This is a genomic window from Mucilaginibacter calamicampi (genome assembly GCF_042676765.1).
In the GTDB taxonomy this organism is placed as follows: domain Bacteria; phylum Bacteroidota; class Bacteroidia; order Sphingobacteriales; family Sphingobacteriaceae; genus Mucilaginibacter; species Mucilaginibacter calamicampi.
This window is the reverse complement of record NZ_JBHTHU010000022.1, coordinates 288,217-301,484: the sequence shown is the minus strand read 5'-3', so window position 1 is coordinate 301,484 and position 13,268 is coordinate 288,217. Positions and strand designations below refer to the sequence as shown.

11 protein-coding genes are annotated in these 13,268 nt (G+C 44.6%); 5 read left to right on the top strand and 6 right to left on the bottom strand.

Annotated elements, in window-relative coordinates; translation table 11 throughout:
• Positions 1–570: 570 nt before the first annotated feature.
• Together ACFQZS_RS18865 and ACFQZS_RS18860 are read right to left on the bottom strand one after the other, a co-directional pair.
• Positions 571–879: a winged helix-turn-helix domain-containing protein gene (locus ACFQZS_RS18865; protein WP_377102572.1), complete on the bottom strand. Its 309-nt coding sequence runs from the start codon at positions 877–879 to the stop codon at positions 571–573.
• Positions 876–1,508: a hypothetical protein gene (locus ACFQZS_RS18860; RefSeq protein ID WP_377102570.1), complete on the bottom strand. Its 633-nt coding sequence runs from the start codon at positions 1,506–1,508 to the stop codon at positions 876–878. Before ACFQZS_RS18860 ends, ACFQZS_RS18865 begins: the two co-directional genes overlap by 4 nt.
• Before the next feature lie 162 nt (positions 1,509–1,670).
• On the opposite strand from ACFQZS_RS18860, the gene epsC reads away from it, so the two are divergent.
• The 3 genes from epsC to ACFQZS_RS18845 all read left to right on the top strand — a co-directional run bounded on the left by epsC (position 1,671) and on the right by ACFQZS_RS18845 (position 3,787).
• Positions 1,671–2,486 carry a serine O-acetyltransferase EpsC gene (gene epsC / locus ACFQZS_RS18855; RefSeq protein ID WP_377102569.1) on the top strand — a complete coding sequence of 272 codons (816 nt, stop codon included), beginning with the start codon at positions 1,671–1,673 and terminating at the stop codon, positions 2,484–2,486.
• 1 nt (position 2,487) lies between these two features.
• The gene (gene cysM, locus ACFQZS_RS18850) at positions 2,488–3,360 is read left to right on the top strand and encodes a cysteine synthase CysM (protein ID WP_377102568.1); all 873 of its coding nucleotides are present in this window, start codon (positions 2,488–2,490) and stop codon (positions 3,358–3,360) included.
• A gap of 91 nt (positions 3,361–3,451) precedes the next feature.
• Positions 3,452–3,787: a GIY-YIG nuclease family protein gene (locus ACFQZS_RS18845; protein ID WP_377102567.1), complete on the top strand. Its 336-nt coding sequence runs from the start codon at positions 3,452–3,454 to the stop codon at positions 3,785–3,787.
• Positions 3,788–4,347: 560 nt separating this feature from the next.
• Here ACFQZS_RS18845 and ACFQZS_RS18840 read toward each other — a convergent pair.
• The 4 genes from ACFQZS_RS18840 to ACFQZS_RS18825 form a co-directional block, all read right to left on the bottom strand.
• Entirely contained in the window at positions 4,348–5,580 is a 1,233-nt protein-coding gene (locus ACFQZS_RS18840; RefSeq protein ID WP_377102566.1) for a DEAD/DEAH box helicase, read from the bottom strand.
• A 54-nt stretch (positions 5,581–5,634) separates the two neighbouring features.
• Positions 5,635–6,063, bottom strand: a complete 429-nt coding sequence (locus ACFQZS_RS18835) for a CBS domain-containing protein (RefSeq protein WP_377102565.1) — start codon at positions 6,061–6,063, stop codon at positions 5,635–5,637.
• A gap of 211 nt (positions 6,064–6,274) precedes the next feature.
• On the bottom strand, positions 6,275–7,855 hold the full coding sequence (locus ACFQZS_RS18830) for a glycoside hydrolase family 43 protein (protein ID WP_377102564.1): 1,581 nt from the start codon (positions 7,853–7,855) through the stop codon (positions 6,275–6,277).
• A 48-nt stretch (positions 7,856–7,903) separates the two neighbouring features.
• Positions 7,904–8,239 (bottom strand): L-rhamnose mutarotase, encoded by a 336-nt coding sequence (locus tag ACFQZS_RS18825; protein WP_377102563.1) that lies wholly within the window; start codon positions 8,237–8,239, stop codon positions 7,904–7,906.
• Between the two features lie 183 nt (positions 8,240–8,422).
• Here ACFQZS_RS18825 and ACFQZS_RS18820 point away from each other — a divergent pair, with 183 nt between their 5' ends.
• Both ACFQZS_RS18820 and ACFQZS_RS18815 read left to right on the top strand, forming a co-directional pair.
• Entirely contained in the window at positions 8,423–10,576 is a 2,154-nt protein-coding gene (locus ACFQZS_RS18820) for an alpha-L-arabinofuranosidase C-terminal domain-containing protein (protein WP_377102562.1), read from the top strand.
• Between the two features lie 170 nt (positions 10,577–10,746).
• Positions 10,747–13,119 (top strand): beta-L-arabinofuranosidase domain-containing protein, encoded by a 2,373-nt coding sequence (locus tag ACFQZS_RS18815; RefSeq protein WP_377102561.1) that lies wholly within the window; start codon positions 10,747–10,749, stop codon positions 13,117–13,119.
• Positions 13,120–13,268 lie beyond the last annotated feature (149 nt).

Sequence of the window (13,268 nt, the reverse complement as noted above, 5' to 3'; positions counted from 1 at the left end):
TTTAGTAATGTATATATCAACTTGAGATATAGCATTTTCGTCCGCATTGACTCCTTGAGTCGCGTAAAGGGTTTTTGTGGTTCTGTCATGTTGTTAAGTTTTCTTGGTTACATATTAAGTTGGGTAGGTTGTAGAACTGGATGCACAGTAAAGCGCACCCTAAATATGGACCTGACACTTCCCAGAAGAATTGTGTAGTTATAAAGTCAATGCCAGATTCATGCAATCCGAACAAGGTCAGGAAAGTAAAAAACACTAGCAGAAAGGCGGTAATCTGTACTATGGCTTTATAAAGCCCTACATCAAGGTCCGATTTTAACAGAATGTAAACACTTATACAAAATAGCACCGATGTAAAGCTGGAAAATAGAAGGCCCGCTAACGTCAAAATGAAATAAAAAGACACGGCTTCGTCCAAATGGAAAAAAGATGTTTGTGGACTCAAATAATCGATACTAATTAGAAATACAGGGGCGGTTAATGCGGTTGTAAACCATATTTTAAGTGCATATTTTATAGCTTCTATCATTTTAAAAGTACTTTTAATTTCAAAGTAAATGGGTAAAAAAATTATTTTATGTTTTGCTGAGCTAAAATCAGCTTTTCTAAAGCGTCTAAGTGGCTTTTAAAGGCCTGTTTACCTGCTGCTGTAGCTTCATAATTGGTATTGGGCTTACGGCCCAAAAAAGATTTATTCACCAGTATGTATTCCTCTTTCTCTAAAGCCTTAAGGTGCGATGCCAGGTTGCCGTCTGTAACATCCAGCAGCTCTTTTAACGAGTTAAAATCATAGCGCTGGTTAGCCACCAACACACTCATTATCTGCAAGCGTACGCGGTTCTCAAAAGCCTTATCTAATTTATCAAATGGTACTTTCACCTGTCGTATTTAAAATACATTACGCTGCCATACACTATATGCAGCACCCCAAAACCAAACGCCCAAAATACTAAACCGTATCCGGGTAAGCAAGCCGCTAAAAGGCCCAAAATCACCTCACACAATCCCAAAAACTTAACATCGGTAAAGGTAAAATTACTGGCACCAATTAAAGCCAGTCCGTAAAAAATAAGCGATGCCGGGGCTATAATGCCAAAGTAACCGCGGTAAAGCAGTATCAACATCAGGCCGCCACCTGCCAATAAAGGTACACTCATGTTAAAAATCAATTCCCGGCTTACCCGTCCTAACAATGGCTGGCCCTTGCGTTTAGCTTTTTTATAGCTTAAGTATACGCCTGTACCAATAGAAAGAACTAAAACCGCAGCGGCTATTAACAATAGCTGAACAACCAAAGCATCGTTAAACAAGGCAAAACCGGCTCCGTCTGGTATAGTATATATGCGCGAGTTGTTGCTGTACAATAGGTTGTAAGCTAATGCAGCGCCTGCAAGCGCGTATACCCCCGCCAGCACACCCGAGAGGCCGCTAAGCGAAATAAATTTTGACGACCGCTCCATCAGGTTGCGGATAGAGGCCAGATCGTTCTGAATTTCGTTGTTCTCCATTGAAAAGCACTTTGTAATTCAAAGTAACGATTTGTATTTCTTATTGTCAAGTGTTAAGGGAAATATTTTTGCTCTTTGTTTTGTTAGCCGGACCCGAGCGTTTTTTTTACCTGCAAACAACAATTTTTTATTTAAACTTGTGCGGCAATGGTATAACCACGAATGAACGACGATTTTTACAGGCAAATTTTAGATAAACAGCAGCAGGCCGCGGCGTTGCCCTCTAACAAAGAGATAACCGCCTGGGGTTTGCAGGTTATTCGTTTGTTATATCCCGAGCAATCAAAAAAGGTTTTTTTTACGCTACCCCAGCTACACGAAGAATTTGCGCGACTGAACGATGAGCTTTGCCATATAATGGATGCCACCCGCGAGTGCAGCGATTGCGACAATAAAAAGGTGGCCAACGCATTTTTTGATGGATTACCCGCGCTTTACAATATTTTAAATACCGATATACAAGCCATTTTTAATGGCGACCCGGCCGCCCGCAGCGAATTTGAGGTAGTGCGTACCTACCCGGGGTTCTATGCCATTTCATTTTACCGGCTGGCTAATTGCCTGGTTAAACTGGATGTGCCGTTGCTACCGCGAATTTTGACAGAACACGCGCACTCAAAAACAGGTATTGATATACATCCGGCAGCAGAAATTGACGAATACTTCCATATTGACCACGGCACCGGCATTGTAATTGGCGAAACCAGCCAGATAGGCAAAAATGTAAAGCTTTACCAGGGCGTAACCCTTGGCGCGCTTAGCGTAGCAAAAAACATGGCCCATACCAAGCGCCACCCAACGGTTGAGGATAATGTCGTGATCTACTCGGGCGCTACCATATTGGGCGGCAACACCGTTATTGGGCACGATAGTGTTATAGGCGGCAACGTTTGGATAACCGCCAGCGTTGAGCCGCACTCTACCGTTTATCATACCCCAATGATAAAGGTTTCAAAAAACACCGAAAAAACAGAATAGTATGGCAGGAATGCTTGACCTGATAGGTAATACGCCGCTGGTGGAGATCACCCGGCTTAACCCCAATCCTAAAGTAAAAATCTTTGGTAAGCTGGAGGGCAATAACCCCGGTGGAAGCGTTAAAGACCGCGCCGCTTACAGCATGATAAAGAACGCGTTGGAGCGCGGTGATATAAAACCAGGCACAAAACTGATTGAAGCAACCAGCGGTAACACCGGCATTGCTTTAGCCATGATAGCAGGCCTTTTTGGTATTGAGATAGAATTAGTGCTACCATCCAACTCAACCCGCGAACGCACCCTCACCATGGAGGCCTTTGGCGCTAAGGTGGTTTTATTAGAGGGCATAGAAGCCTGCCGTGACTATGCGGAAGAAAAGGGGGCAACCGGCGAGTATTTTTTATTGAACCAGTTTGCCAATGCCGATAATTACATGGCGCATTACCGCACCACCGCGCCCGAAATATGGCGCGATACCAACCAGGGCATTACGCATTTTGTAAGCGCCATGGGTACTACCGGTACCATAATGGGATGCTCTAAGTTTTTAAAGGAAGTTAACCCCAACATACAAATTGTAGGCTGCCAGCCAACCGAAGGTTCGTCTATACCCGGCATACGCCGCTGGCCCGAAGCATATTTGCCTAAAATATTTGATCCAAGTCGCGTTGACAGGGTAATGGATATTGCAGAAGAAGATGCCATACAAATGACCCGCAAAATGGCCCGTGAAGAGGGCATTTTTGCAGGCATGAGCAGCGGCGGCGCATTATCGGCAGCGATAAAACTTGCTGAAGAACTAGAGGAAGGTGTTATAGTCTTCATCTGCTGCGACCGTGGCGACAGGTATTTGAGCAGCGAGTTGTTTGGGTAATATGTTCTATCTTATTGTCATTGCGAGGTACGAAGCAATCGCGAACTATGCATAGCGAACCTTTCTCCGTGCGATTGCTTCGTACCTCGCAATGACAGAAAATCGATTTTTGATAATGCCTAAAACTCATCTCTATTACGTTTACATGCTTACCAATAAAGGTAATACCGTGATCTATATTGGTGTAACTAATGATGTCCAAAGGCGGGTTTGGGAACATAAACAAGGGATTTACAAAGGCTTTTCTAAGAAATACGCGTGCCATAAGTTGGTTTATTATGAAGAATACCAATGGATACAAGATGCAATAGCGCGCGAAAAGCAACTCAAAGCCGGTTCAAGGCAAAACAAGATTGACCTCGTAAATTCTGAAAATCCTGATTGGAATGACCTAAGTTTAGATTGGTACGAGGGTTGGGGGACATAGCAAACTTGTCATTTCGCCCGGGCTCGCCCTGCTCAATTGGCGCGGAGCCTGTTACGTTTTTCGTGAGTTGTTGTTTTTAAGGCACTCAAGAAGGCTACGCCGTTTGGCTTGATCCAAAAGTAACCAAAAGATCAAGTCAGGCTGATCGCTGCCATTACACAGGCCAGACTCCCGGCTGCGCACCCTGACAGGCCAACGCTTCTTTATTTTTCATTGTGTATCGTTATTTCTTTATCTGAACATAATCAGTCAGCAGATAAGCTTCGGGTGAAATCAGGCAAAACTGCAGGCCCGTGCGGTGGTAGGGGCATAGTAACCTTTTGCTGAAGCGGGGGTCTGTGCGAGCGATAGCAGGGCAAAATTTTACAGCCCGTGGTTTTACCTGATTTGCAGGTAAAGGCCTTGTGCGGCAAAGAAGCCTCTCTGCTGACTTGATTTTTGTTTCTTTTTATCAAGAAAAAGAAAAAGGCCATCCGCGGCCCTAGCGGGGCAAGATAAGCGCGGTAATGGCCTAACCAAGCGACAAAAAGGGCGCGAGTCTATTAACTAGTTAAAAGCAATTACCCTTTATTTCCCCCCGGCTTCCTATTCCCTTTAAAAGGCTTCCTGCGATTATTATTGCCCCTGTTAGGTTTGGCTTCGTGCGCGGTTTTAACTTCGGCAATGCTTAAAATATGCTCAGGGATAGGGTGCTGCGTAATTTTGCGGTCCATCAATTCCTCAATACTTTTCAGCCTGCGTTCGTCGCGGTGATTTACAAAAGTTATAGCGGTACCTGTGGTTTCGGCACGTGCTGTACGGCCAATGCGGTGGATATAATCCTCGGCGTCGCCTGGCACATCAAAATTCACCACCAGGTCTATCCCCTCTACATCAATCCCCCGCGAAAGCGCGTCGGTACCGATAATAACAGGTAGCTGCCTGTTTTTAAATTGTAGTAGTATTTCCTCGCGTTCGCGCTGTTCCAGATCTGAGTGAAAGGCTTCCACTTTTATCCCCGCCGCCTTAAGTTCCTTTGCTAATGATCGCACTATTTCTTTGCGCGATGCAAATACTATTGTGCTAACGTAATTGCCTTCTTTTAAAATATGCCTTAACAAAGGCACCTTCTGCTGGTCGTGCGGGCGGTAAATCTGTTGGTCTATGCCAACAGCAGGCTGAGATATAGCAATGTTGATCTGTTCGGGATCGGTCAGTATTTTCTTTGCCAAAGTGCGGATACGGCCCGGCATAGTCGCTGAGAAAAGCAGGGTTTGCCGTTGTTTAGGCAGATAGCTTATGATACGCATTATATCATCGCTAAAGCCCATGTCCAACATGCGGTCGGCTTCGTCTAATATTAAATACTTTATTTTATTCAGCTTAAGCACGCCGGATGTAAGGTGCGCTATTAATCTGCCCGGAGTTGCAATAATGATGTTAACATTGTTCTGTATGCCGCGTCGCTGCTGCTCATAAACACTGCCATCGCCGCCACCAAATACGGCTATTGAGGTTACGCCTGTAAAATAAGCTAAGCCTTCGGCCTGCTGGTCTATCTGTTGGGCCAGCTCGCGTGTTGGGGTAAGCACCAGGGCAAGGGTTTCATCCGCGTCAACGCGTCCTATAAGCTCCATTACCGGCAGCAAAAACGATGCGGTTTTGCCTGTGCCGGTTTGAGCGCAGGCTATCAGATCTTTACCATCTAATATGGCGGGGATAGCCATGGCCTGGATTGGGGTAGCCTGGGTATAACCCATGCTGCTGATGCCATCTGCTAATTGTTCGTTAAAATTAAATTCCTGAAACGTCACTCTTTATATGTAAAAGTGCCAAGTTAGCTAAAATTAAGCGCAATCCGGTTATCGCTAAGAATGGATATAGCTCTGCAGGTGCTCAATGGTTTGCTCGTGCAGTAAAATAGTTTCTGCAACCACATCATTTATTGATATAATGCCTATCTGTTTATCGCCATCAAAAACCGGCAGGTACCTTACATTTCCCTCGCTCATCAGGTGCATACATTGGTCTATAGAATCGGCCTGTGCAACCTGGGGTATGCCGGTGCTCATAATATCGCGTACAATTGTTGCTTCAGATGAGCGCCCCATCAGGATAACCTTTCGTGCATAATCGCGCTCGGTTAAAATACCGGCGTACACACCATTTTCTGTAATAACAACCGAGCCGATGTTTTTTCCGGCCATTAATTTTAAAGCTTCTAAAACAGAGGTGCCGGCATCAATGCTGAATACATTCTGCCCTTTGCGACGGAGGATATCTGCAACTTTTCTCATAAGCGGGGTTATTTAATTGGTACATACTATATTACGATAAACAATTGAAATAAAAAAGGTTTCAATCTTTTATTTTAATATGAATATTGGGTAAGCATCATTATGCTTTTTGCCCACTTTTGTAACCCGCTGGTGCCAAAAAGAAAAAGCCACAATCACGCTAACAGATGGCGCAATTGTGGCTTTATGTGTTTTTCAGGCGATTAAAATTTTACTTTTTCGCGGTAATCTTATCACTAATTCTAAAGTAATCAAAATCAACATAACCGCCTGTGGTTTTAGTAGCATAGTTAAACAAACCAAAGCGGTAACCCATAAAGTGTGGCAGCGTGTACGACATTTTAAGCTCATTGCCAATTGCTGTCCAGGCTTTACCGTCAAGGCTATAATATAAATAGGCTTTATCGGCGCGGTTGGTAAAATCGCAGTCGGCCTTAAAGTAAACCACTTTTTGGTTGATAGGAATATTAGCCGCTTCAACTTCTTTGGCACCCTGTCCGTCGCCTACTACTATGGCTTTGCCTGTAGCGGTAGCCTTTACGCCAACCCATTCATATTTTTTTTGCAGCAGCAGTAACCCGGCGTAATCGCCATCCTTCATGTTGGTTACATCAATTGAAGTTGCTCCGGATGATGTAGGCCCGAATGTGCGTTGCGTTAAGGTGTTGCGTGCTTGTAAAACATTGCTGTCTATGCGGCCTGTAGTTAGCCTTAAATATCCAGGGCGGTCTGTAACAGACCATTTATCATTCACAGGGTTATGGTTCCACTGCCAAACCAATGGCAGGGCAGGATCGCTTTTTTTGCGGGTAAACTCATCGCTGTTAACTAAACCCGGTATTAAGCCTTTGCTTGCCGGAAGATTAAGATCTGCCGGGAATTTTCCATTATCGCCAATCACAGGCCAGCCATCCACCCACTTTACAGGCAGAATGTACGGCGCACGGCCAACTGATCCGTAATCGCGGAACAGGTAAGAAAACCACTCGCCTTTAGCATTGTCTACCAAACTGCCCTGCGCTACGCCCAGGTCCTGAAAAGCCAACTTACCTTCCCATGGTCCGGTAATTTTATCCGCACGGTGCATTACTTCGGTGCGCATACCGCCACGTGGCCAGGTAATATTGAACAGGTAATACTTACCGTCATGTTTTAAAAGTTGTGAGCCTTCGGCCTGCAGATTGATGTTTGTACCGGCAGGAAGGCTGGCGTTTGGTATAATTATCTGCTGGGTGTTAGGTTTAATACCCGATAGGTCCTCGTTTAGTTCCACCAGTGTTATGCGGCCTGCATTGTAAGCCATATATATTTTGCCGTCATCGTCAAAAAACAATGAGTGGTCGTGCAATGATGGTTTAAAGGAGTGCTCTACCCATGGGCCTTTTTCAATATTTTTTGATGTGAAAATATAGGTTTTGCCCGTAGTGCTTGAGAATGTGGTTACATAATAGGTGCCGTTATGGTAGCGCAAGCTGCTTGCCCATGATCCCTTGCCGTAGGCGTTCTTTTTACCTACTAGGTTAAGATCATCATTATCGCCTAAAGTTTGGTAAACATAGCCTACCAATTGCCAGTTCACCAGGTCCTTTGATTTCATAATAGGCAAACCGGGGTTCATGTGCATAGTGGTACTGCTCATATAATAAGTATCGCCAACGCGGATCATGGCCAGATCGGGCACATCAGCAAATACTACGGGTAACGGCTCGGGGGCCTTTTGGGCAACTGATGTCTGGATGCCGGCAACAGCCAATCCCACACCTAAAGTGAGGCACTTAAAAAAGGTATTCATATTGGTTTTATTTAGATCTCTATTTTAAACTGGTTCAGCGTAGTTAACTTATAATTGGAATATCAGCTTAGTGGCCAGCCACTTTTCGCCGGGTTTAGCCCAGGGCAAAGCCTGCTGAAATTTCCACATCAGTTGCTCCCACTCCTGCACTTTAGGGTTAGCCGCATCCATCTTCGCTTTTTGTTCTACCGAGTATTCGTCGGTTACTTCCATTATCATAAACAAACGGTTACCTGTGCGGTATATTTCCATCGCTGTAATATGCGCGTCTAAAATACTTTTCCGTATTTCGGGCCAACCGTTTTCGGCCTTGTGCCAGTGTTCGTATTCGGCTATTAATTTTTCGTCGTCTACCAGATCAAGGGCAAAGCAAAATCGTTCCATTTTTTGCAGATTTTAAATTGTTTTTTTAACCGTTTTAAAGTGTAACAAAGGCCTAAATAACAAACAACATTTGTATTTAAGGCTCCGTCACTAAATTAATACTTGGTTAGGTTTTGATGTTTCGAATATCCTATATAATTTCGAGAAAATTAAATGTAAAAAGTACATTTAAAAAATCTAATTATGAAACTTCACTTTTTTTATGCCGCGGTAGGGCTTGCTTGTTTTTGCAGCACCGTAAATGCCCAAAACACAAAATTAACGCTAGATTTAACTAAACCCGGCACAACGGTTAGCCCAATGCTGTATGGTTTAATGACGGAGGAGATAAACTATGCCTACGATGGCGGCTTATATGCCGAGCTGATACGCAACCGAATATTTAAAAACAACCCTGCCAAGCCTGATGCCTGGAGCCTTGTTAGCGAGGGTGATGCTAAAGCCGCCATTCAACTGGTTGGCGCTAACCCGCAAAATGTACCCAATGCCGAACGCGGCCACGCAATTAACGACGCGTTGACCACCTGCCTGAAATTAACGGTTGAACAACCAGGCACACGCGCAGGCATTGCTAATTCTGGTTTTTGGGGTATTCCTGTTAAGCCAGCCACAACTTACAGCGCGTCTTTTTATATAAAAGGAGCGGGCCAGGCACCGCCGCCCGCGCGGGGCGGTAACCGCCCGCCGCAGGCTAACGCTGTACCTATACCGGTTATTGAAAATAATACCGCAGGACCAATTACGGTTAGCCTGGAGAGCAATGACGGAAAAACCGTTTATGCATCGGGAACAATAAACCTGGAGAAAACGCCTTACTGGAAAAAATATGCTTTAAAGCTAACCACACAAGCCGGTATTACCCCAACTAAGGATGCCCACTTTGTAATATCAACCAACAGAACAGGTTTATACTATTTTAACCTGGTATCATTATTTCCGCCTACTTATGGCAACAGGCCAAACGGCAGCCGCACAGACCTGATGCAGCTGTTGGTAGATATGAAACCTGCATTTTTACGTTTCCCGGGGGGTAACTATCTTGAAGGACCTTACCTGGCCGACCGTTTTCCATGGAAAACTACTTTGGGCCCGTTGGAGCAAAGACCTGGTCACCCGGGCAGCTGGGGTTACCGCGCTACAGACGGCCTGGGCTTATATGAGTTTTTAGGATGGTGCGAGGATGCGCATATGGAACCTTTACTGGGTGTTTACGCAGGCTACTCGTTAAATGGCGACCATGTTGATGCAGGCCCCTTGCTGGAGCCTTATATTGAAGATGCTTTAGAAGAAATTGAATACATAATAGGCGATGCCAAAACTACTGTATGGGGTGCGCGCCGCGCTAAAGATGGCCACCCGGCACCATTTAAGCTACACTATGTAGAGGTGGGTAACGAGGATTGGTTTGACAAATCGGGCTCATACGATGGCAGATTTAACCAGTTCAGGGCTGCTATCAACAAAAAATATCCGCAGTTAAAAGTAATATCAACTATAGCCACTAAAGTTTATCCAACGCAAAGAGTAACCAGCGGCCCGCCGGTTGATATGGAGGACGAGCACTACTACCAAAACTCGTGGCAAATGCAGGAAGATGCCTTTAAATATGATAACTACGACCGTACAAAAGGGCCGAAGATATTTGTAGGCGAGTGGGCCACGCGCGAAGGATCGCCAACTACTAACTTGATCTCTGCCCTGGGCGATGCCGCGTTTATGACAGGCATGGAGCGCAATAGCGATATTGTGCTAATGTCTTGTTTCGCGCCATTATTTGTTAACGTTAACCCACGCAACCAGGCTACGGGCGAACCGGCAGGCATGCAATGGGCATCAGATCTGATAGGGCATGACGCCTTGACAAGCTATGGCTCACCATCGTACTATGTTCAAACCATGTTCAATAATAATATTGGTAACAAGGTTGTACCTGTTAGCGTTAGCAACCTGCCCATGCTGCACATTGATACAGCAGCTATTAACAAAACCCTGGCACCACAGCAACGCCGCGGAAGGCAGCAAAAACCCGAGCGCCCTTCTTTATACTATGTTGCCACTAAAGACAGCAAAACCGGAACCATCTATTTAAAAGTGGTAAATGTGGCCGACCACGCCGAGAATGTTACACTGGACCTGAAAGGAGCCGGAGCAGTTGCATCTACAGGTACGCTGATAGAGCTTAAAGGTGATAAACCGGAATCTACTAACTCTATTACCGACCCTAAACACATTGTACCGGTAACAACCAGCTTAAAGGGTTTGGGCAAATCATTCTCGCATTCGTTCAGTCCGTATTCTGTAAGTATTATTAAAATAAAAACAACGGTTGGTAAGTAACAAGCAATACCCCCGTTAAATAATTATGCGCCCCTATACTGTTATAAGTATCGGGGCGTTTTTATGAAACGATGTACTGGATATTAAAATTAATTGTTCTTAATACAGTTATAATTGTAATATTGAATTTTTAAATTCGCATACCAATTTTCTCTTTTAAAATAGATTTTATGAAAGCATTTTTTGCCATCGCTTTAATAAGCTGCAGCCTGACGGTTAAGGCCCAGATACCCTCAAAACCGGATGCGCCGGGGCTTAAGCTATTCCCGATAAAGGATGTGCATTTATTGCCCAGTCCGTTTAAATCTGCTGAAAGTGTCGATCTTAAATACATGCTAGCCATGGACCCCGACAGGCTGCTTGCACCGTTTTTGCGTGAAGCCGGATTACCTGCCAAGGCAAAAAGCTACACCAATTGGGAAAACACCGGGCTTGATGGCCACGTGGGCGGGCATTATCTTACCGCATTGGCGCTGATGTATGCTTCAAACGGAAGCCCGGAGGCGTTAAAGCGTTTAAATTATATGCTGGATGAGCTAAAGAGATGCCAGGATGCTAATGGCGATGGCTATGTTGGCGGCGTACCCGGCAGCAAAGAGCTATGGGCCGAGGTTTTTAAAGGAAATGTTGGTGCCATAGGCAAAAAATGGGTGCCTTTCTATAATATCCACAAAACTTTTGCTGGGCTGCGCGATGCTTATGTTTTAACAGGAAGCCAAACAGCTAAAAACATGTTCATTAAATTTGGCGATTGGTTTGTAAAGCTGAGCACAACTTTAACGCCGGAGCAACTGCAAACCATACTTAGAACAGAGCATGGCGGACCGAATGAAGAACTGGCCGACCTTTACGCATTAACCGGCGACAAAAAATATTTAACCGCGGCCTATAGCTTTTCGCACAAAGCTATATTGGAGCCGTTGGAAAAAGACGAAGATAAGTTAGACAACCTACACGCTAACACGCAAATACCAAAAGTTATCGGCTTTAAACGTATTGCCGACGTAAGTGGTGATAACCAATATGATGAGGCTGCGAGATTTTTTTGGAACACCGTAGTTAATAAGCGTACCGTTGCCATCGGCGGTAATAGCAGACGCGAGCTTTTTAACCCTGCTAATGATTTTTCGTCAATGATCACAGAAACGCAAGGTCCCGAAACTTGTAATACCTACAACATGCTAAAACTTACCGAGGCTCTGTTTTTAACAGATGCAACTTCGGGGTACATGGATTTTTATGAGCGTGCGCTTTACAATCATATCTTGTCATCGCAGCATCCAACAAAGGGTGGCTTTGTTTATTTTACGCCAATGCGCCCGGGCCATTACCGCATTTATTCGCAGCCCGAAACCAGTATGTGGTGCTGCGTAGGCTCGGGCATGGAAAACCACGCCAAGTATGCCGAAATGATCTATGCGCATGATGCTAATAACCTTTTTGTAAACCTGTTTATCCCATCAACAGTAAACTGGAAAGCAAAAGGCGTTGTTTTAACGCAGAATAACACCTTCCCCGAAACAGAAAAAACATCATTTACCGTAACAGAAACAAAAAGCGGACAGTTTACTATTCAGGTCAGATATCCATCATGGATAAAAGATAACGGATTGAAAGTTACCATAAACGGCAAAGCCTTTGCGGTAACAAAACAGGCTAACGGTTATGTAGCCATTAAACGGGCGTGGAAAAAAGGTGACAAGGTAACTGTTGACCTGCCAATGCAAACCAAAACCGAGCGCATGCCGGATAATTCTAATTACGAAGCAGTAATACACGGCCCTATTGTTATGGCTGCCGAAATAGGTAATAAAGACATCCCTGTGCTGTTTGCAGACGACAGCAGGATGGGCCATGCGCCCGCCGGTAAGATATTACCTTTGCAAAACATGCCGATGTTTGTAAGTACTGCTACAACCAACGATGCCAGCTTTATTAAGCCGGTTGGCAATCAACCACTCACCTATAGCATGAAGGGTTTGGTTTATCCTGAAAAATTCCAGTCGCTAAAACTTGTTCCTTTTTATAAGGTACACGAGAACCGTTATGTTATTTACTTTGAAAAGGAAACACCACAAAGTTTTGAGGTAATAAAACAAAAACTTGCCGCCGAAGAAGAGGCTGCCGCTAAATTGGCCGCCGCCACTGTTGATGTAATATATAGTGGAGAGCAACAACCGGAATCAGATCATTTTATTGAAAGTGAGAACTCTGCTACCGGTGTAACCCGCGGCCGTCAATTCCGCAATGCCAAAGGTTGGTTCAGCTATAAACTGGTTGATAAGAATAAAGAAGGAGCAACCATTCGCCTTACTTATTTAGGTAATGAGCGTAATAAGCAATTCAATATATTGGTTAACGACCAGTTTATTGGCAAAGTTGCGTTAGATGGCACCAACGGGAATGACTTCTTCACCGTTGATTACCCTATCCCTGCTGAAGTTTTAAGCAAGGCGATGAACGGCGGGTTGACCGTTAAATTTGCCGCTGCAGAAGGATCAACCACTGCCAATATCTATGAGGTAAGGTTATTGAAGAAATAATAGCCGGTAGGTAAAATAAAAGGAAGATAATGTTGCGTGCCGCAGGTATGGCATCTAAGTTTACGTACCTGCGGCACGCTTTTCTATTCTACCGACCTTTAACTCCTAAAGGAGTTGCAGCTTAACAGTGTTTTTATAATTTTTAAAAT

Coding starts and splice junctions, on each gene's coding strand:
- ACFQZS_RS18860 (WP_377102570.1), bottom strand. CDS start 1,508: ATGGAGAACAACGAAATTCAGAACGATCTGGCCTCTATCCGCAACCTG.
- epsC (WP_377102569.1), top strand. CDS start 1,671: ATGAACGACGATTTTTACAGGCAAATTTTAGATAAACAGCAGCAGGCC.
- cysM (WP_377102568.1), top strand. CDS start 2,488: ATGGCAGGAATGCTTGACCTGATAGGTAATACGCCGCTGGTGGAGATC.
- ACFQZS_RS18845 (WP_377102567.1), top strand. CDS start 3,452: ATGACAGAAAATCGATTTTTGATAATGCCTAAAACTCATCTCTATTAC.
- ACFQZS_RS18835 (WP_377102565.1), bottom strand. CDS start 6,063: ATGAGAAAAGTTGCAGATATCCTCCGTCGCAAAGGGCAGAATGTATTC.
- ACFQZS_RS18830 (WP_377102564.1), bottom strand. CDS start 7,855: ATGAATACCTTTTTTAAGTGCCTCACTTTAGGTGTGGGATTGGCTGTT.
- ACFQZS_RS18825 (WP_377102563.1), bottom strand. CDS start 8,239: ATGGAACGATTTTGCTTTGCCCTTGATCTGGTAGACGACGAAAAATTA.
- ACFQZS_RS18820 (WP_377102562.1), top strand. CDS start 8,423: ATGAAACTTCACTTTTTTTATGCCGCGGTAGGGCTTGCTTGTTTTTGC.
- ACFQZS_RS18815 (WP_377102561.1), top strand. CDS start 10,747: ATGAAAGCATTTTTTGCCATCGCTTTAATAAGCTGCAGCCTGACGGTT.